General features: G+C 60.7%; 17 protein-coding genes. 3 read left to right on the plus strand and 14 right to left on the minus strand.

The features are described from left to right. The 6 genes from BGC09_RS11185 to BGC09_RS11210 all read right to left on the minus strand — a co-directional run. A partial coding sequence (locus tag BGC09_RS11185; protein WP_141727749.1) for a HEAT repeat domain-containing protein occupies positions 1-455 on the minus strand: 455 nt, incomplete at its 3' end. Between the two features lie 63 nt (positions 456-518). Continuing rightward, positions 519-1,580, minus strand: coding sequence for a HEAT repeat domain-containing protein (locus BGC09_RS11190; protein ID WP_069804090.1), 1,062 nt, complete (start codon positions 1,578-1,580; stop codon positions 519-521). Positions 1,581-1,744: 164 nt separating this feature from the next. After that, positions 1,745-3,208 carry a hypothetical protein gene (locus BGC09_RS11195; protein WP_069804091.1) on the minus strand — a complete coding sequence of 488 codons (1,464 nt, stop codon included), beginning with the start codon at positions 3,206-3,208 and terminating at the stop codon, positions 1,745-1,747. A gap of 62 nt (positions 3,209-3,270) precedes the next feature. Beyond that, positions 3,271-3,585 (minus strand): hypothetical protein, encoded by a 315-nt coding sequence (locus BGC09_RS11200; RefSeq protein ID WP_069804092.1) that lies wholly within the window; start codon positions 3,583-3,585, stop codon positions 3,271-3,273. Positions 3,586-4,049: 464 nt separating this feature from the next. After that, positions 4,050-4,418 (minus strand): nitroreductase/quinone reductase family protein, encoded by a 369-nt coding sequence (locus tag BGC09_RS11205; protein WP_069804093.1) that lies wholly within the window; start codon positions 4,416-4,418, stop codon positions 4,050-4,052. Between the two features lie 83 nt (positions 4,419-4,501). After that, positions 4,502-4,903, minus strand: a complete 402-nt coding sequence (locus tag BGC09_RS11210; RefSeq protein ID WP_069804123.1) for a (R)-mandelonitrile lyase — start codon at positions 4,901-4,903, stop codon at positions 4,502-4,504. A gap of 205 nt (positions 4,904-5,108) precedes the next feature. Here BGC09_RS11210 and BGC09_RS11215 point away from each other — a divergent pair, with 205 nt between their 5' ends. Then, complete coding sequence (locus BGC09_RS11215; protein ID WP_069804094.1) at positions 5,109-6,077, plus strand: AraC family transcriptional regulator; 969 nt, start codon at positions 5,109-5,111, stop codon at positions 6,075-6,077. Positions 6,078-6,276: 199 nt separating this feature from the next. On the opposite strand, the gene BGC09_RS11220 is transcribed toward BGC09_RS11215, so the two are convergent. The 3 genes from BGC09_RS11220 to BGC09_RS11230 all read right to left on the minus strand — a co-directional run bounded on the left by BGC09_RS11220 (position 6,277) and on the right by BGC09_RS11230 (position 10,930). Next, positions 6,277-8,187, minus strand: coding sequence for an acetate--CoA ligase (locus tag BGC09_RS11220; RefSeq protein ID WP_069804095.1), 1,911 nt, complete (start codon positions 8,185-8,187; stop codon positions 6,277-6,279). A 573-nt stretch (positions 8,188-8,760) separates the two neighbouring features. Next, positions 8,761-9,678: a class I SAM-dependent methyltransferase gene (locus tag BGC09_RS11225; protein WP_069804096.1), complete on the minus strand. Its 918-nt coding sequence runs from the start codon at positions 9,676-9,678 to the stop codon at positions 8,761-8,763. A gap of 388 nt (positions 9,679-10,066) precedes the next feature. Next, positions 10,067-10,930: a class I SAM-dependent methyltransferase gene (locus tag BGC09_RS11230; RefSeq protein ID WP_069804097.1), complete on the minus strand. Its 864-nt coding sequence runs from the start codon at positions 10,928-10,930 to the stop codon at positions 10,067-10,069. Positions 10,931-11,235: 305 nt separating this feature from the next. Between BGC09_RS11230 and BGC09_RS11235 the strand changes: the two genes are divergently transcribed. Next, positions 11,236-12,540: a phytoene desaturase family protein gene (locus BGC09_RS11235; protein ID WP_069804098.1), complete on the plus strand. Its 1,305-nt coding sequence runs from the start codon at positions 11,236-11,238 to the stop codon at positions 12,538-12,540. Positions 12,541-12,681: 141 nt separating this feature from the next. Continuing rightward, entirely contained in the window at positions 12,682-13,605 is a 924-nt protein-coding gene (locus BGC09_RS11240) for an RNA polymerase sigma-70 factor (protein WP_069804099.1), read from the plus strand. A gap of 86 nt (positions 13,606-13,691) precedes the next feature. On the opposite strand, the gene BGC09_RS11245 is transcribed toward BGC09_RS11240, so the two are convergent. The 5 genes from BGC09_RS11245 to BGC09_RS11265 all read right to left on the minus strand — a co-directional run bounded on the left by BGC09_RS11245 (position 13,692) and on the right by BGC09_RS11265 (position 20,134). Continuing rightward, positions 13,692-14,564, minus strand: coding sequence for a DUF6585 family protein (locus BGC09_RS11245; RefSeq protein WP_069804100.1), 873 nt, complete (start codon positions 14,562-14,564; stop codon positions 13,692-13,694). 216 nt (positions 14,565-14,780) lie between these two features. Then, positions 14,781-15,620, minus strand: coding sequence for a CPBP family glutamic-type intramembrane protease (locus BGC09_RS11250; protein ID WP_069804101.1), 840 nt, complete (start codon positions 15,618-15,620; stop codon positions 14,781-14,783). Between the two features lie 229 nt (positions 15,621-15,849). After that, on the minus strand, positions 15,850-17,892 hold the full coding sequence (locus BGC09_RS11255) for a cellulose binding domain-containing protein (RefSeq protein WP_084658445.1): 2,043 nt from the start codon (positions 17,890-17,892) through the stop codon (positions 15,850-15,852). 345 nt (positions 17,893-18,237) lie between these two features. Then, complete coding sequence (locus BGC09_RS11260) at positions 18,238-19,359, minus strand: glycosyltransferase family 9 protein (protein WP_069804102.1); 1,122 nt, start codon at positions 19,357-19,359, stop codon at positions 18,238-18,240. Between the two features lie 13 nt (positions 19,360-19,372). Beyond that, the gene (locus BGC09_RS11265) at positions 19,373-20,134 is read right to left on the minus strand and encodes an SDR family oxidoreductase (protein WP_218104023.1); all 762 of its coding nucleotides are present in this window, start codon (positions 20,132-20,134) and stop codon (positions 19,373-19,375) included. Positions 20,135-20,136 lie beyond the last annotated feature (2 nt).

Raw genomic sequence — 20,136 nt, forward strand, 5'->3', positions numbered from 1 at the left:
TAGCGCTCAATCACTGGGATGGCTCGCTCGTCTCGACGCAGCACCAGACAGCAGGCCGCCGCACAGCGCAGCAGCCAGTCTGGATGCCCCAGCAACGGCGCCAGCATCTCATTGATCCCCTCACCGGAACTGTGCCCCAGCGCAAACACCGCCGCCAGCCGGTCCCGTCCCTCTCCTTCCCGCAGCACCCGCTTCAGCGTCTCCTCATCTACTCCCCCCCAGCGCTCGACAAAGGCCTCCGCTGCCTCCCAGGCCACCCGGTACCAGGGACGCTCTACTTCCTCTGCTGGGCCTGCTTCCTCACGAGGAGGCCCTTGCTCATGCTCAGGATAGGTCAGGGATAGGAAGGCCCGTGCAATAGAGCGCGGGTACTGCCGCGGCAGATAGCCCGGCTCCGTCAAGAAGCTCTCTTCCCCAAAGATCAGACCTTCGGGAAATTCCTTCCACCAAAGCATCGCTCTCGCCCGCTCGCTTTCATGCAAGCTGCTTGCTTATCGCTTGCTAGCTGCAGCTTGCCGTTAACTGGACTGCTCTTGCCTCTCCTGTCTCTCTCGCCGTGCGCGCGCCAGCTCGGCGGCCAGATGCACTGTTTCGCTATCCTTGTTGAGAGCCATCTCCTTGTCCATCTCCTGGGGGTCGAGCCACCACAAGTCAAACTGCTCTCGATCATCCCAGGCGCGTTCGAACAGCTCGTTCGCTTCGTTTTCTCCTAAACCGAACTTCTCTATCACGACCACCTGCACCTCATCCCGCACCACCCTCTCCTGCAAGAGCGTGTAGCAATCGTTAGTACCAAAGCGCTCTGGAGCGCGTAGATACCCCAGCGCCAGCAGCCGAAGCGTCTGTCTCCTCAGCGGTCCCGGTAGTCTTACCCCGTGCAGTGCACCGAGTACCCCCCGCCTGCCCAGGGCATAGCAGAGCGCCTCATACACATTCAGGCTCACAGGACCAGGCAGCCCCTCGGCATTCTCCTCCTCCTTCCATAGCTGCAGCAGCGCCTGCCGCAACACCGGCACCACCGACTCCGGCCCCCACTCTGCCAACACCCACGGCACTAACGCCTTGTGGTGATCATACCAACAGCGCGCTTCCGGCACCGGACAAATCAGCCCCTCGCTGTTCACCATCGTCGGCCCCGGCGTAAGCAGATAGCGCTCAATCACTGGGATGGCTCGCTCGTCTCGACGCAGCACCAGACAGCAGGCCGCCGCACAGCGCAGCAGCCAGTCTGGATGCCCCAGCAACGGCGCCAGCATCTCATTGATCCCCTCACCGGAACTGTGCCCCAGCGCAAACACCGCCGCCAGCCGGTCCCGTCCCTCTCCTTCCCGCAGCACCCGCTTCAGCGTCTCCTCATCTACTCCCCCCCAGCGCTCGACAAAGGCCTCCGCTGCCTCCCAGGCCACCCGGTACCAGGGACGCGCCAGCTCGTCCCTGGGCCCCTCTTCCTCATTGTAGTCCACCAACAGGAAGGCCCGTGCAATAGAGCGCGGGTACTGCCGCGGCAGATAGCCCGGCTCCGTCAAGAAGCTCTCTTCCCCAAAGATCAGACCTTCGGGAAATTCCTTCCACCAAAGCATCGCGCTCACCTTGTTTCTTCTGAAGTGAAGCCGACTGCGCGCCTCTTCGCAGGAAACCTTTTCCTGGCCAGGGTCTCACTCACTCATCGGCTCTGGGAGGCTGAGACCTCTCTTCTCTGCTCTGAGTCAGAGGGGCCAACACAGAGTATACCGCTCCCGGGCTCCTAGACAGCAATGAGCTGACTCTCTGGCTGAGCTGAGGCCGAGCCAGAAATGGAGACGCCATTGGTAGTGGCACTATAGACTGGCTCCACTCCAGAGATCGAGCCAGCATCGGTGCTGGTCTGCCAGACCGCCAGCCCTACGGTCGCATTGCCTGGGGGCTGGTCCGTAGCGGCGTACAAGCTCATAATCCATTGACCAGAGAACAAACTGGCCCTACAGGCTGAACATACCACTGTCCGGCTAAAGATAAGTGCATTGATAGTTGCTTCCTGCAAGATCCCGGGAGGCTGGCGTGTGGCAATAATCTTTGCCGCCCACTCAATCAATTTGGCCTCGGCATGTTGTTCAGGAGGTGCGTACTTGAAACCGAGCGCGAAATTGACCCCATTGAAAACAGTGCGTCCCTGACGGTCAGCGATGAAGAGGATAATCATCGCTGCACTAGCCAGAGACGGATCTCTCCTCTGATCATACCGCTCTTTACCATTAGCAACATCTTGCCTATAGCGGGCCACTGCCTGTGCGCGACGACGCCCGGTCTCCGTACTCAAAGATTGAGCAAGCTCCTGCTGTTCATCATCTGTCCAGAAGCGCGCCTGACCCCAGCTGCTGGCAATCTGAGCAGCAATGCTGGCAGCGTCCTCTCCTGTTGCCGGCATGGACCCGACGCCACTCTGAGTGGTTCCGGGAACAAGGCTCGGCCCTGCCGGCAGCGAGGGATTCCAACTCAGATGAAGGGGATGGGCCAGCAGTTCATGAGCGGTTCCCCAGGCGACAAAACAGGCCAGCATGCCAGCAAGTAACCAGCATTCTGTCGCACTCAGAGTGATACTCAACAGACCGCCAGCCAGAGCCAGGGAGAGGCCACCATCAAAGGCAGCAGTAGCCAAAGCAATAGCCAGGACCGCACACACAATGATGAGTGCAATCAGCGCAGCATCAGCAGCGGCCTCATAGGCGTTCTGGTAATCGTGAAAGAATTTCTGATCGATAGCAAGAGAGGCTTCGAGCAGATCCAGATGGGCAGAAACCCCCGCTGTGAGATGAGCAAGATGCAGCTGAGCCTGCTCTGCCGCCTGACCCTGCCAGGGGGAGGCGTGAGTAAAGAGCGCTGCCGTCTCGGTCTGGAAGCGGGACAGCGTCGCCCGATGATGCGCCAAGAGTGCGCGTTTCTGCTGGTGGATCTGTCGAATCGTCTCGACATGGGGACTGAATGCCTGAGTCATGAGGTGCTGGACGTAGCCCACTGGCCCATAGCGCTGCATGCCGCTGGCCACTTGCTCCAGCGTAGTCCAGGCCTCGGCGCCTAGCTGCTCGATCAGCGAGAGGAGACGCGGCAAAACGGCGGGGACATCCTCTCCCGCTTCAATCAGCAGCTGAATTATGCCTTCGGCAAACGGTGGTACATCGATGCCAATCGCAGCCAGGCCCTTGATGGCAGCATCGACAAGCGGGTCACTCATCGCGATGTCCTCTCTCCCTGGTACAGTGCAATGCACACAAAGAAGCGGCCACTGTCCTCTCGTTATGGCTCACCATCAGGCGATGGTTCAAAAGCCTGGCTGAGTACCGTATCGAGATCCTGCATCCGGGCACCGCTGCCCTGCAGCAGATCCGCAAAGGCCGAGAGGGCTGCATACGCCCGTTCCAGATTCTGATGCCAGGTACCCATATGCTGACGAAATGGCTCGCTTACCTGAGCAGCAAGCTGAGAGGCTGGTTGGAGAATCTGCTGATGCAACTGAACGAGGTGAGCCTGCCAGGCTTCGTGCAGGTCCTTCTGCTGTGTTCTGGCAGTACTCGCCAGCTTCTGAGGAGGATAGAGAATGGTATCTTCCATAATGCTCTCTTAAAATCTACAGAGCAAAAACTAACAACTTTATTTGCCTGGATGGTAATATATAAAATCACTCCTGTCAATAGTACTGATGGCAGGAACATCTCGGTAATCGAATAACGTGGCTGTTAATCTGTTCCAACCTGCTCACTACCACACATGTTTTGACATAACAGGACGGCAACATGACAGTGTGCCTGCTTTTCACGCTACCCCCGAGTGCGACCAGAGACATCGGCAGGTGGTGCTCTGATGATGGCCCCAGGAGCCTGCTCGCCCGCAAACTCCTCTCTGGTCACTGTCCACCGTCACGCCCGAGAGCAAACAAGGCCAGCCGTCTGCTCCGGGCCCGGTGGCCCGACGGCTGGCCGCTGCTGACCACGCATCTCCACCTACAGGGTCAGGCGCACTGGCTGGTTGTTTTCTTACCCAGCTAGCGCTCATGTGCTCTGGTAGCGCGACAGTTTTTAATGATGTGAACTGCCGAGCGGAACCTCGACAGCCACGTTGATGAGCGGATAGTAAGCCTGGATCTGCCTGGAGCCATACTTCTCGCGGAAGCGCTCCGCGATGGCCGCCACGCGGCTTTGATCCTCAATGAGCCGTACGCCGGTAGTGAGAGCCTGCTGACCGGCACGCACTTGCAAGGTCGGAGCCTGGCGCAAGTTCTTGTACCAGCCAGTCCCGGTTCCGCGCACAGGCAACAAATAGAGGACATCGTCCTCCAGGATAAACCAGACCGGATACGTGTAAGAGCGCCCACTGGCGCGCCCCTTGACCGTGATCTCAATCTCACTGCGGCCCTGCAAGGCCGTGCGAAGGTCTGTCTGACTCATAGAAGGAATGGCCTCCTTCCTCTCACCAATCAGAGCAGCAGGCCACCTGTCCGGCGGGCAGGTCGCCAGTCACGGCGGGCCCGCTAGGACTGCTGCCCGTACTGCTCATCGCTGACATGCTCCATCCAGTCGGCTACCTTGCCATCAAGCTCTTCCTGAATAGCAATGTGCGTCATGGCCGTGGTCGGCGCCGCTCCATGCCAGTGCTTCTCACCGGGCGCGAACCAGACTACATCTCCCGGACGAATCTCCTCAATAGGGCCGCCCCAGCGCTGGGCCCGCCCACAGCCGGCAGTGACGATCAGCGTCTGCCCGAGCGGATGGCTGTGCCAGGCCGTACGGGCCCCTGGCTCAAAGGTGACGCTGGCCATACGCACGCGCGCCGGGCTGGGTGCCTCGAACAACGGATCAATACGTACTGCCCCGGTAAAGGTGGCAGCCGGCCCCTTCTGCGAAGGCTGCGAGCCGTTCCTTCTGATCTCCATGACTTGCATTCCCCCTCTCTTCTTCACTGGCCGCCTGCTCTCTGCTCACCTCACCGGACCAGCAGAGTGGCGGCGCAGTCAGTCTCACGTTCCTTTCTCATTATAGAGATTGCCTGGGCAGAGGTGATAGAATAATCTTCGTCAGAATTTGGCTGATTCTGCATATGCCATGAGGCAACGCCTTAGTGGAGGAGGTTCTTTTTCAATGACTCTCACCGTCATCGCAGAGCGCGAGCGTCAACAAGACGAGCGGCTACTCCAGCGCCTTCAGGCCAATCGTGAGGAGCTGGCCGAGCGTATTGCGCAGGCTATTTCTCACGACGGGACCGTCGAGCCGTTTGAGGGCCTCGTTCTGGCACGCCTCTCCTCGCCGTCCATTCCCTTACCCAGCGTTGCCGAACCATCCTTCTGCGTGATCGCTCAGGGGCGCAAGGAGGTGCTCGTCGAGCGCAGCCGCTACGAGTATGATCCTTTTCATTACTTGCTGGCCACCGTTGAGCTGCCACGCTTCAGCCGCGTCATCGAAGCCAGCCCAGAGCGACCATATTTGAGTCTGACGCTACGCCTTGCGCCTTCACAGGTCACGGCGGTCCTGCTCTCCGCCGGCTATGTACCAAAACGCAGCTCGGTACACGCCATGAATGTCAGTCCCCTGGACGAGCGACTGCTCGATGCTGTGGTGCGCCTGGTCCGGCTCCTCGAAACGCCCGAGGAGGCTCCGGTGTTGATGCCGCTGGTAACCCAGGAGATCATCTATCGGTTGCTGGTTGGCGAGCAGGGAAGGCGCCTGTGCCATCTGGCTTTGCAGGGCGGCGTACCCTCGGAAATTGCCAGCGCCGTCACGTACTTACGCCGGCATTTCGCAGAGCCGCTGCGCGTCGAGAGCCTGGCCCGCGAGCTGGGCATGAGTGCCTCCAGTCTGCACCACCACTTTAAGGCTGTGACCGGCCTCAGCCCGCTGCAGTATTTGAAGCAGCTGCGCCTGCAGGAGGCGCGTCGCCTGATGCTCAACGAGGGATTGGACGCCACCAGCACCGCCTTCCGCGTCGGCTATCAGGACGTCTCGCACTTTAACCGCGACTACCGAAGCCTCTTCGGGCAGCCGCCCGCGCGCGATATCCAGCAGCTGCGCCAGCAGCTGGAGAGCCTGGCTGTGGCTATCAAAACCGACTGATGGTAGCAAACGGCCAACCAGTCAGCGCTTCCCTAGCAGGAGCAGGGCCAGGGAAGAGGTCGGCAGACGAGAGAGGCCACTGCCTCCACCAGTGAGAAGAGGGCTGCTGCGTCCTGACCAGGGCGGGGCGCCCCTGGCTGGCCACTTCTGGTCGCAGCAGCAGTCAGTCAGGGGATGCCACACGCCCGCAAAGCCAGACTTAGCGTGCGGAGATATCAGACTGCAGCCGCCGCCAGGCCAGGCGCGCCTCCTCGACCGAAGCCTCATCCTCAATGGTCGAGACATCACCAGGGTCGCGCCCCAGGGTGACGGCCCGCAGCACACGACGCATGATCTTGCCGCTGCGTGTCTTGGGCAACATATTGACAAAATTCAGCTCGCCGATCACGGCCACCGGACCCAGCTCCGTGCGCACTGTTTTGAGCAGCTCCTGCTTTAGCTCCTCGGATGGCTCGTAGTCCTGCTTGAGGACGACGAAGGCCACAATGACCTCGCCGCGCAGCTCATCGGGGCGCCCGGTGACACCAGCCTCCGCAACGGCAGGATGTTTGAGGAAAGCGGTCTCGACCTCGATGGTGCCAATACGATGGCCAGCGATCTTAATGATCTCATCGGCGCGCCCGGCAAACCAGACGTAGCCATCCTCGTCGACATGAGCGGAGTCGCCGGTGTAGTAGACGCCGGGCAAGATACCCCAGTAATCGCGCGCATAGCGCTCTGGATCACCCCAGAGCGTTGGGATCAGGCCGGGGAAGGGGCGCGTGATGACCATGACGCCTTTTTCCCCGGGACCAAGCGGTGTGCCGTCAAGCGGCGAGACGACGCGGGCCTCGATGCCGGGCAGAGGTATGGTGGCAGAACCCGGCTTGATCGGGAGCATGCCCAGGCCATAGGGATTACCAAAGATCGGACCGCCGGTCTCTGTCTGCCACATGTGATCGATGACGGGAACACGATTGCGCAGGACGGTCTCCTGCAGCCAGGACCAGGCCGGAGCGTTGAGAACCTCACCGGCACAAAAGACGCGATCCAGCGTGGAGAGATCATAGCGTCGCGGCGGCTCTGCGCCATATTTCATGAGCAGACGGACGGCGGTGGGAGAGGTGAAGATGCCGCTGACGGCAAATTCTTCGACGGTCTGCCAGAGGACATCGGGCGTAGGATAGTCAAGTGCTCCCTCAAAGGCCAGGGTGGTGGCGCCAGCGATGAGTGGGGCGTAGACAATGTAGCTGTGCCCGACCACCCAACCGATGTCTGAAGTGGACCACCAGACGTCGGTCGGCTTGAGACCGAAGACCCATTGGCCCATACTATGAATGTGCACCTGGTAGCCGCCATGCATGTGGACCGCAAGCTTGGGTTTGGCAGTTGTGCCCGAGGTAGCCAGAATATAGGCCGGCTCGTTAGCCTCAAGGGGAAGATAGCTGCCGCTTTGGCCATTGGCCTGGGCCAGAAATTCCTGCCAGGAGAGGTCACGCCCGGCCTGCATAGTCACCGGCTGACTACCACGCTGTAAGACCACAACGTGCTCGACGCTGCCGTTGCCGGAGGCCAGAGCGGCGTCAACGATCTCTTTGAGGTTGGTCTCTTTGCCTTTGCGATAGGTGATATCGGCGGTGAAGACCAGGCGCGAGCCGCTGGCTTCGATGCGATCGCGCAGGGCCTGGGCCCCGAAGCCGGCGAAGACGACAAGGTGAATGGCACCGATACGCACGGCGGCGAGCATGAGCATGATGGCCTCGGGGAAGGTCGGCAGATAGATAGTAATACGGTCCCCCCGCTGGATGCCCAGACCGCGCAGGGCAGCAGCCAGCCGCTCAACCTCGTGCAGGAGCTGGGCATAGGTGTAGAGGCGACGCTCGCCGCGCTCATTCAAATAAATGAGGGCCGTGTGGCCGCCCCAGCCACGCTTGACATGCTGATCCAGGGCACTATAGGAGAGGTTCGTTTCCCCGCCGATGAACCAGCGGAAGGTCGGCGGGGTCCACTCAAAGGTGCGATCCCAGTGCCGAAACCAGGGGAGCTGCTCCGCTGCCTTGCTCCAGAAGGCTTCCGGGTTCTCGCGCGCCTCCTCTAGCCAGCGCTCGATAACAGGGGTGATCAGCTTCATAGACTGGCCGCCTTTCTCTTCTTCGAGGACGAACATCCGTGGCAGACGTGGCCCGGTCGGTCAATAGTCCGGTGGCCCGCGAGCCTCTCTGATTCGCATTGTAACCCATGAGCCAGGGATCTGCAAAGAGACGAGCAGCGCTTTGTTCGCTCATGGCTGGCACGGGCACACCAGGGAACGGCATTACTCGTGCGCCGCGCCTGATCACCTCTGCTACGACCCTTCCCCCGGCTTGTTCTCGCCCCCCGCCAGGGGCTTATGTCCCCAGACCGTGAGCAGGTTCCAAAGTGCGCAAAAATCCTCTTGCTGCATCAGCCGCTACAATTCACCTGCGTTCCCCTGGTCAATCGGATAGATACTTTCCGATCCTTCCATACCGCACCTACTCCTTACTCCGGCTCATCTCTCACGGTCTTTGGGCCACCGGGACCGGGCAAAGCAAGGCCGCCTGCTTCCTCTCCCACGGCTATCGACCTGCTTCGGCCCTGCTGCAGAGAGTCGCCCACTGGTCAGGCAGGCACACAGGCGCGCTCACTTTGCCCTGCCCGCTACCAGCAAGAAAACGGGTAGCTGTTAGCCCTCTACTTCCGCGCGAGGCTGAGCCCCCTCTTCTTTCGTCTCTGGCTCATCCGCATTTGCGGCCAGCGGTTTGCGTCCCCAGACCGTCACCAGAGGCCAGAGCGCGCAGAAATCGTCTTGCTGCATCTCAGCCACGGCCTGCTGATACAAGCGCTCCAGCTCTGCCTTCGTCGCAACCCCCATCTTCACCAGGAAAGGTTGGATCAACTCAAACCCAAGCAGATAGTCTTTGAAAACAGCATAGTGGGCCTCTGTACCAACTGACCACTCGATGATACTCGATCGTACCTGCACACCTTCAAAGCCCGCCTGCCTTACCAGACGTGGCAGGACGGGCGTGATCCCCATACGGCGCCCATTCGGCGAGAAGCTCTGACCCGCACGCTTGAAGGCCTCATAGATCAGCCCCCAATACTGCTCGGTAGCAAGGCTACTACACCACGGGCCTTCAGTCTCAGTCAGGCGCACGATGCCGCCCGGCTTGAGCAGCCGGTAGCACTCCGCCAGCAGCTTCGGCCAGGCCCCCGGCAACATGAAGGCACACATCAATCGTGCATTGATTAAATCAAAGGAGCCGTCTTCGAAGGCCAGCGGCTCCATCACATTCATCACCTCAAAGTGCGCATTCTCCAGCCCCCTCGACCAGGCTTGCGCCCGCGCATACTCGATCACCTGCCGGCTGATATCTACCCCAATCACTTCCGCCTTCGGATAGCGAAAGGCCAGCTCTAAGGCCCATCCTCCCGGCCCACATGCCAGGTCCAGCACTCTCCCCCGCTCCGGCAGCGCGATCCCTGGTTCGGGCAACAGCCCCCCCATCCCCTCCGTCAGCAGCCGATCCTGCTGCATCAGCCGCGCCAATTCACCTGCGTTCTCCGGGTCAATCGGATAGGTATTTTCCGGTTCGGCCATTAACCATGCTCCTTGCTCAACCTCATGTTCACCTGGCGTCCAGATCAGTGTGATCACCACCGCCTCTGGCGCTTCTTCTTCAAGTGTACCAGGAGTCGACCGCGCAGCGGAAGGGAGACAGTAACAATACTACCGATCCGGTAAGCATCGGCAGGCTGAGCTAACCAGCAAGCGACCCTCACTACAGAATCCGACCCTATCCCTCGTCACCTGTCCACTCTCATCATGCACTGCTTTCACGGCAAGCAGCTCCTCTTTGGAGCTTCGATCTTCCTGGCCTCACCTCAAGTGGAGGCCGGGAAGATCGAAGCAGTGCCATCCCATCACTCAGCCATCCGTCCTGTCGAGGTCTGATCCAGACAGAGCCTGCTCCGGCTCCGCTTGCGTCTCACTCATGACTGGCCAGAGGCTTATAGCCCCAGACAGTCAACAAATGCCAGAGCGCGCAGAAATCGTCTTGCTGCATCTCAGCCACGGCCTGCTGATACAAGCGCTCCAGCTCCTCCCTGGTCGCCACTCCCACTTTCACCAGGAAAGGCTGAACCAGCTCCAGGCCGAGCAGATAGTCCTTAAAGACGGGATAGTGGGCCTCCGTTCCCATCGACCACTCGACGACCGTGGCGCGCAGCCGCACCTGCTCAAAGCCCGCCTTCCTCACCAGGCGCGGCAGGACGGGCGTGATCCCTAAGTGGCGCCCATCCGCCGAGAAGCTTTGACCAGCCCGCTTCAGCGCTTGTGCCACCAGAGAAGCAAAGCGCTCATAGGCTGGACTGGTCGTCAGGGGTGCCTCGGTTTCTGTCAGGCGCACGACGCCACCTGGCTTGAGCAACCGGTCGCACTCCGCCAGCAGCTTCGGCCAGGCCCCCGGCAACATGAAGCCAGCGAGCAAGCGCCCGTTGATTAAATCAAAGGAGCCGTCTTCGAAGGCCAGCGGCTCCATCACATTCATCACCTCAAAGTGCGCATTCTCCAGCCCCCTCGACCAGGCTTGCGCCCGCGCATACTCGATCACCTGCCGGCTGATATCTACCCCAATCACTTCCGCCTTCGGATAGTGAAAGGCCAGCTCTAAGGCCCATCCTCCCGGCCCACATGCCAGATCCAGCACTCTCCCCCGCTCCGGCAGCCTGATCCCTGGTTCGGGCAACAGCCCCCCCATCCCTTCCGTCAGCAGCCGATCCTGCTGCATCAGCCGCGCCAACTCGCCCGCGTTCTCCGGGTCAATCGGATAGCTATTCTCTGGTTCGGCCATTGACTGTGCTCCTTGCTTCGTCCTGGTTTCACCTGGCATTCAGATAAGCACTACTGGGACAGCCCCGAGCGCTTCTTTCTCAAGTGTACCAGCAGCAGACCATGCAATGGAAGAGAGACAGTTACAATGCGAACGATCCGGCGCTGCTGCGCATCACAGGGCCGGCCAGGCGGTGCCTGCCACAGACCAGAGCAGGCGCCATCGAGCAGAGCAAAGTCTCCGGCTCACACTGTCACAAATGGGGGTTGCCCCCCGTCTGCTTTGTGTCATCAGCAAAGATCACCCCTGTTCGGGAGGAAAATAAGATGCAGACAGATATCGCAATCGTCGGTGGTGGTCTGACAGGACTGACCGCCGCCACTTACCTGGCGCGGGCCGGCCTGCAGGTAACCGTCTTTGAAAAAGCAGCCAACCTCGGCGGGCGGGCCGCCACCCAGGTTCATCAAGGCTACAGCCTGAACCGTGGGGGCCACGCCCTCTATAGCGGAGGCGCGGCGACCCGCGTCCTGCGCGAGCTGGGCATCAGCTTCCACGCCGGCTCACCGCGCGGCGTTCAGGCCCTCTTCCAGGAGCGCTTTTTTGCCTACCCGGGAGACGCCGTCAGCTTCCTGAGCACGACCTTGCTCAACGGAGCCGAGAAAGTGGAGCTACTGAGACTCCTGACCAGACTGGCGATTCTCAAACCACGCCGTCTGGCCGCCGAGAGCGCCCACGCCTGGATCGATGCCCACACCAGGCACACACGTGTACGCCAGCTTCTGCTTGCCACAGCCCGTACGCTGACCTACAGCGGGAATCTAGATCTGATCAGTATGGAGGCTGTGGTCACTCAGCTGCAGCTTTCATTGAAACGACCCGTGCTCTACATCGATGGGGGCTGGCAGACCCTGGTCGCAGAGCTGCGCCGCGCCGCCGAGCAGGCTGGGGCTCATCTCCAGCCCGGGACGCGCGTCGCGACAGTCCTCCAGGATAACGGGCGCGTTCGTGGCCTTGAGCTGGGCGACGGGAGCCTGTACGAGGCGCAGGCCGTGCTCCTGGCGACTGAACCAGCCGACGTCGCGCGCCTGGTAGCTGATCCTCTGTTGAAACAGCGTCTGGCAGCTCTGACGCCGCTGCCTGTGGCCTGTCTCGACGTCGCTCTGCAGCGCCTGCCACATCCCGAGCGGCCAGTTTCCCTGGACCTTGATCAGCCGCGCTTCTACTCGGCCCAATCGCTCTTTGCTCGCGTTGCGCCTGCCGGCGGAGCAGTATTGCACGCTGTCCGCTACCTTGACCCGACAGACCCTGGCGAGGCCCGAGAGCACGAGCGCGAGCTAGAGGCGCTGCTCGACCTTGCACAACCGGGCTGGCGCGATCTGGTGGTCAAGCGCTTCTTCCTGCCCCATCTGCCGGTCATGGGGGCCGTGCCGAGCGCCAGCCGTCACGGCTTTGCAGGGCGCCCAGAGCCACAAGTGGAGCACATCGGAGGTCTCTACCTGGCAGGAGACTGGGTCGGCCATGAGGGCTATCTCACCGACGCTTGCTTTGCCAGCGCCCGTCGGGCGGCGCAGCTGCTGCTCGCCTGGCTAGGTCGGCGAGCAGCAGCCCGTCACGTCAGGGTAGCAGCATAGCATAAGGCAGGTCAAGTATGGTATGCTCTGTCATGTGTCGCTGCGAGGAAGGCACATGACAGAGCATGACCGCGTCCGGTCCGGCAGGGAAGCAGCCGCTGAGAGCTTCCAGCCCGGGCCCGCAGATCAAGTCGCAGGCAAATGACAAACACAAGCGAAGAGACAGCCCGCATCTTTGAAGAGTACCGCTTCCTGCTCTTCTCCATCGCCTACCGCATGCTAGGCGAGGCCAGCGCAGCCGAGGATATGGTACAGGAAGCCTTTCTACGCTGGCTGCAGGCCGACGAGCAGGCAGTGCAGTCGCCACGTGCCTACCTGACCACGATCATTGTGCGGCTGTGCATCGATCAGCTGCGCTCCGCCCGAGCGCAGCGCGAGGTCTATGTCGGCCCGTGGCTGCCCGAGCCCCTGGCCACAGGCGAGCATCCTGAGCTGGTGGCCACAGCAGAGCTGGCGGAATCGCTCTCCTTCGCCTACCTCCTCATGCTAGAAAAGCTCAGCCCCCGCGAACGGGCAGTCCTCTTGCTGCGCGAGGTCTTTGACTATCAATACCCGGAGATCGCAACCATCCTCGGGACGAATCCGGCAACCTGTCGACAGCTCCTCCACCGCGCCCACCAGCGCCTGGGTCAGCATGAGCGACGCTTCAGCGTCCCACGTGCCCAACAGGAGCAGCTCACGGCCCGTTTCCTACAAGCAACCGCCGAGGGGGATGTCGAGGGATTGCTTGGCTTGCTGACCGACGAGGCCATTTTCGTTGCCGACGGCGGCGGCAAGGTCAAGGCCGCCCTGAAGCCAATCCAGGGAGCGAAGCGCGTGGCACGCGGCATGCTCGGCGCACTGCGCAAGTGGTTCCCGCCGGATCTGCAGCCGCAGCTCGCCGAGGTCAACGGCCAGCCGGCCATCATCGGCCTGGCACAGGGGAAAGCGGTAGGACTGGTCATGCTGGAGCTGGAGCCGCAAGGGGAGCGCATCAGACGGATCTACGGCGTGGTCAATCCCGAGAAATTGGGCTGGCTGACGGAAAGACAGATTCGCACTCTCGCTAGCAGCGACTGGTCCTGACTCCGGGCCAGCCAGACCAGGGCAAGGGCGCTGAAATCACCCCGGAGAGCGGGAGGCCCGGCTGGCCCGGAAACCCCTCCTTTCGCTCAACTCTTCAGCTCAGTGATGCCCTGATAGCGCTGGAAGATGTAATCTTTGAGGCCCTGGAACAGGCTGATATTGGGCATAGCGACTAGATCCCAATAGACCCTCTTCTTGTCTATCTTTTCTATGATCAGAGAGGTATCCCGAAGCGTGAAGGCACGAATCTCGAACCAAAAGAGACTTTTATCTTTCCAGCCCACTTCCTCCCGGTTGAGACGCAAATCGCCAAAGGTCACTGTGTCGCCCCGCTCGAAGGCCGCAATGACCCGGGGGAGGAGATGGTTTCTAATCTGCTCGTCCAGGAGATCGAGTAGCTCCTGCATTTTGACCAAATACAGGTCAAAAATGATCTTTTTACCATCTTGAAACTCCAGTTTATATAAACGCTTGGTTTCAGTGTAATCGACAAGACAATCACCAACAGCGATCATACGCATCTTTTCTCTTACTTCCAGCCAGAGGGCCGTAATCTGTTCCCAGCGCCAGGCAGTCGCACGTCGGCCCCTTTTGTAGACCAATCCCCTATCGTACACATAGAACCCCCATGAGGAGGTGACCTCATGCACGAGTAAGACCAGTGGGGAGAGCAGTAAGGCTGGTATCAGCAACGCACCTGCTGCCAGTAGCACGATGAAAAAGTACTCGCGAAGCAATTCAAGTATATCATCGTGTCTTATAAGTAATATAACAACAAAATATGATAAAAGCAGCCATAGTAACCATCCTGCTATACTCAGGAAACTTCCAAACCAAGTGAGAACCGACGGTCGGTAGTGCTTCTTGGGCAGGCCCAAATCGGCGCTCTGGGCTACCTGCTCCACTTCAAGTGGAACCGAGAGGAGTGACCGCGTCTTCTTCTGGGGAGATGGCAACACCGAGGATCACCTGACCTTCTCTCCTGAAGGCAGCAAGGTTGGCTCTTTGCTGCAGCAAACTACGCTCGCGAGCACTACGGGGGATGTCTACCTATCCTCTTGAGAGAACGAAGGAGCAGCAGTTTTTTCCACCTTCTTCGTGCGATAAGAACTGACTTCCTTATGGCCAGGCACTGTGTGTAGTACAGAGAACAGATGTGACTGAGACTACAAGGGTTAGGACAACGCGCGATCGACTGGTGGCTCCCCCGCCTGCGCCGAGCGCAGCCTCTTCGCGATGGAATCCCCAAGGATATGGAAGACGAGATCGGCGCAAAAGTGGCCCAGCATGGCCGTCTCCAGACCATAGCGCCAGAAGAGGTAGCCGAAGGCGATGCCGACCACGCCGTTCAGGAGAAGAGCCCGCCCGATCAAGAGGGGGGTCAGCCTGGTCAGCGCCGCTGTGGTCGGCAGATGGCCTAGACCAAAAAGCAGAGCCGCCACGACCGCGGCCAACCAGAAGGCACCAGGCGCTGGCTGACCTCCTGGCAGGCGCCAGACAAAGCCGAGCAGCCAGGCGAATAAGGAGAGCAGGAAGAGACGACACAGCAGCTCTTCAGCAATGCCACCGTAAAAGCAGGCCAGGAAACGCTTCCAGAGAGCAGGGATCGGCAAGGCCGTGCGCATGGCCTCCGGTAGCCGAGGCCAGAAAACCACGATCTCCAGGACAAGCAGCAGCGCGGCGGGTCCCAGGCCCAACAGCAGGGCCGGCCCAACAAGCGCCTGCGCTTGCGCCGTCACCGCCTTACCTGCCAGCAGCCCCTCCAGCAAGGGAGCACCCAGGCCAATACGATGGGCAATAGGCAGACCCAGGCCCACCGCTACCACCAGCAGCACACCACTTTGCAACCACTGCAGCAACAGCAGCACCCACAAGGGACGCCGCAGGCGCTCCTGTGCCTGTTTGAAAGCCTGACTATTCAGTTCGAGCAGATAGGGAGTGAGACAGGCAACACTGACGAGTGCCGCTCCGGTCAGGACGGCGAACTCAGCCCAAGGGAAAGAGAAGTTCAACATCGGACCATCTCATCTACGTATTTACAGCAGGTGTTCTAATTATAGCACATAGCAATAGGACCCACCAGGGTAAAGGCACCCATCCAGCGTCACGGCTGCATTTCATCCAAAACCATTAAAGGCGCAAAAGCTGCCCCGGAGGGCAGCGGTAGCGAGGCCGCTGCCGGCTCCGAGACAGCCCAACGAGAGCGGTCCAGCTAGAGGCAGGTAGAAGCCGGCGTCCTGGCCGCTAAACGACGCTGCAGGTCCGCCCGTTCAAGGTGAAGGCTGTTGGACTGGCATTACTGCCGTTCCAGGTTCCATTGAAACCGGGCGCGGAGCCGAGCGTGGTCCCCGGCGGAATAGCGGCATTATATGCCAGATTGGTGATAGTTACTGTGCTCCCCGACTGGGTATAGGAGCCGTTCCAGAGCTGAGTAATTGTCTGACCGCTTGGGAAAGCAAACTGAAGTGTCCAGCCATTGATAGCCGTATTGCCCGTATTGGTAATTGTCAGGCTGGCCGTAAAGCCGCCCGGCCACTGGCTGGTGACAGCATAGTGGATGGAGCAGCTCAGGCCCGCCGCGGCTGTCGGCGTAGGCGTTGGTGTGGCCGGCGCCGTGGTTGCCGTCGGCGTTGGGGCCACCGTTGGCGTCACAGTCGGTCTTGGCGTCGGGCTGGGCGTAGCGGTTGCCGTTGGCGCGGGCGTGGGCGTGGCTGCGCTGCCCGGTGTGAAGACGACCGTCGTCAACGTATAGGGAGCGATCGATATAGTGGGCAAAGGCGAGCCCGAGGCGCTCGTCGAGCTAATGGAGCTGCTCGCAGGACCGTAGGAGTAGACGCGCGCGCTGCTGGCGGCATTGTAGCCATTGAGCGAGAACGTTACCGTGTAGCTATTGCTCGGGTCCTTGTTGATCAGCAGTACTGCCAGGTTACCATTGGCCTGGCGCACCGCATGCGCGGCCACCAGCGCCTGATTAGACGAAGAGGAGACCATCGTATCGCCGGCATTGCCCAGGTACGAGAGCATCTGCAGGCCATAGTAAGCCGGGAAAGGCGTATCGGCAGCCGGCTCACACGGTCCCCCGCTGATACAGGCGCCATTGGCCAGGACCCCATAGTCGCCGTACTGTGCTGAGCCGTAGAGCGACGAGCTCGTATTGCCGGCTACAGGACCGTTATGCAGCGTCCACCAATCGACGCTGGTCACCCCATTCTCCAGCCAGGTCATGTAATCATCGTCCTCGTAGAGCGCGTTGACGATGCTGACGGTCTGCTTACCGGGATTAGAAGAGACCGAATTAGTCTCGGTCAGCAGAATCTGAACGGCACTGGCATGGGAGCCACAATACTGCGACAGCTCCGAGCGCAGCGTCGAGACCATGCTTGAGATCTGACTGGTCGAGGCCAGCAGGCCCGAGTCCGACTCATTGCCCGGATTCTGCGGGTACCAGTGAATGATGACGAAATCGATAGCCGAGCAGGCCGTTGACAGAACGGTCTGGTTCCAGGGCTGAGGCGAAGCGGAATTAGTGACGCCATCGGGCCAGTTGCCCGGCGTCGTCAGCACAGCGCCAACCTTGATTGTTGGGTCGACGGCCTTCATGGCCTGGCTATAGGTGACAACATTGTTGGCATAGGCTGCCGAGGTATGAGGGTTATTGTTATACTCCCAGCTAGCCCCATAGGTGCCATCGCCATAGACTTCGTTGCCGATCTCCCAGTACTTAATACCATAGGTATGGCCAGTACTGCTGGCCCCCGAATAGGTCGGCACGGGGCCGCTGTAGCCCGGTCCCCCCTTATTGGCATACTGAACCCAGCCAGCGGCCTCAGCAGGCGTACCAGCGCCATAATCGACGGTAATGATCGGCTGCGCCCCAACGGCCTGTACCAGGCCCATAAAGGCATCAAAGGTATTGTTGGGGTCGAGCCAGCCCTGGCCGGAGACCAGAGAATGCGTCTGCCAATGGTAGACATCGGACGTTGAGCCGCCCGGAAAGCGGAGCATGCCCAGGCCAGCGTTCTTGATATCGGTGCTGGCTGCGCTATCCCGCAGATTGCTATCCCAGACAGCCGTGTTCAAGCCTCGACTGAGCGCGGTCAACGTTCCCAGCGACTGGTTCGCATTGACCGTGACTTGAGCGCTGCCAGCAGCTGCCACATGGCTTGCACCGAGTGGATTGAGCAGCACAAGCGTCGAAATGAGCAGGCAGAGCAACAGAGCGGCGACGGCTGCTGTCTGCCTCCAGTGAGGCCGGGGCATGCGCAGGCGTGCAAGCATGGCGGACATTCCCCTTGTAGCTCCTCCCTTGCCTTGAGAAGGGCCTGCCGCTGCAAGGGGCAGGCTCTTCTGCCTTGCATTTGTCTTTTCCACGGCCTCACCATAGTTCAGGTCTGCTGGGCAGATCAACGACAGATGATGAGCAAGTGGACAGCAGCCTGCCAGAGCGCCCTCACTGCCCCGATGGGCCAGCGGCATGCTGCTTGAGGCCTCTCCTTTTGGGAGACCCAACCTCCGTCTGAGCGTTGGCAGTTCTTTCTGCCTTCGGCACGAGTCAACCCCTGTTCGCGTGTCGTCTGAACCGAGCAGGAGCCAGCGCCTGCCTTGCCCGGCGCCTCTTCCATCCCTTCCTCATCAGCCAGCCTGCCACAGGGCTGTATCCTGCTCCTGACGGCGTAGCTCCCGCCCTTCCTCAGATGTAAAGAGCGCCAGCGCCTCCGCCAGCACCTCTTCGGGCCTGATAGACGACACAAACGAGTCGCTATGAGGACAGGAGGCCGTCAGACAATCAAGGTCACAGACTGGACAGCGGAATTGCCAGGCCACCAGCAAGCGATGCCGAGCACGAGTCAAAGGGCCAGCAGTCAGCGCATTGAAGGCCCAATAGATGCCAACAGTGGCCGTACCTACGGCCTCAGCCAGATGCAGAGGACCAGAGTCGTTACCGACTACCAGGCGAGCCGCATGCAAGAGGGCCGCTAGCTCACCGAGCGAGAGGCGCCCACAGAGATCGAGGACGGGGGACCGCATAGCAGTTTTCACCGCCTCTACGAGCGCCCGCTCGGCCTCCGTACCAATCAGGGCCAGCTGAGCCCCTGCCGCCGCCAGCCTCTCCCCCACCCAGGCAAAGGCTGCCGGTGGCCAGCGGCGCCGCGGATCACTGGCGCCCGGATGCAAGACCACCAGCCTGGCAAGCGGCCAGGAGAGACCAGGCAACCGTCTCAGCTCCCGGACATCAGCCGCTATGAGCGGCAGATGTGGCTCCAGCGTTGTGGTCGTTGCTCCCACGAGGGCCACCACCTCCAGATAGCGCACAATTTCAGGCTGCAGGTAGACATAGGGCAGCCAGCAATCCAGGGGAGCTGCCTCGGGGGCACGCAGGCCAACGGTGAGGCGGCTGCCCAGGCGGGCCACAAACGGATTGGAATAGCGTCCGCCCCCATGAAGCTGGAGGGCTAGATCGAAGCGCTCGCGGCGCATAGCGGCAAAGAAGCGCTCGACCTGGGCAGTATCCGGTTCCACTCCTTCTGGCTCGCCTACTCCCCCATAGGGCGGTACCACCACCACGCGGTCAACAAGGCCACGCCCCTCCAGAAAGGTGGCATGCCAGGTCTTGCCCAACAGCACCAGCTCGGCTGTAGGATAGGTCGCTCGCAGTGCCTGCAGGGCTGGTAAGAGAAAGATAAAGTCGCCCAGGCCATTGGCACGCAGCACAGCAATCTTCTCGACCTTCGCGACCTTCTCACCGCGAATCATCGGTCACCTCCCCTTACGGCCAGCTCGTCTCATTGAAGGGCGTCACCAGCAGCTCCTGCAAGGCCGACTCGGGGGGCAGACTGGCAGCAAAGACAATAGTCTCGGCAACCGTCGCTGGATCTTGCAGCTGCTCCTCCTGCGGCAAGGGCAGGCCCTGCGCCAGGAAGCGATCAAAAAAGTGCGTCCGCATTCCCCCAGGAATGATCGTAGTGACGCGAATTCCATAGGGGCGCCCCTCGACGCTGAGTCCGCGGCTAAAGCCGAGCAGTCCCCACTTCGAAGCGTGGTAAGCGGAGGCATTGGCCCAGGCACGCAAGGCAGCCGTCGAGGCCACATTGATGATATGACCACCTCCCTGGGCACGCATGGGTGGGAAAACCGCCCGTGCCAACAAGAAAGGCCCGCGCAGATTGACCCCGAGCACCTGATCCCATTGTCCGACACTCAGTTCCTCTACCGGCAACGTGTGGTCCACCGCCGCGCAATTGACCAGAATGTCCAGGCGCTGCCAGCGGCCTAAGATCGCGGCCACGCTCTCCGCCACGGCTGCCTCCTGGCTAACGTCGCAGAGGCAGGTCAGGACCTCAGTACTGGCCTCCTCCAGCTCACGACCAACACGCTGCAGCTCCGGCAGATTGATATCGAGACAGGCGAGATAACAGCCAGCAGCAGCAAAGGCGCGAGCAGTGGCCTCGCCCAGACCACTGCCAGCTCCTGTGACCGCAACAACCCGCTTCTGCAACGCTTGACGCCATTGCCTTACCATTTCTGACATGA

It is taken from the genome of Thermogemmatispora onikobensis, assembly GCF_001748285.1.
GTDB classification, from domain to species: Bacteria; Chloroflexota; Ktedonobacteria; order Ktedonobacterales; family Ktedonobacteraceae; genus Thermogemmatispora; species Thermogemmatispora onikobensis.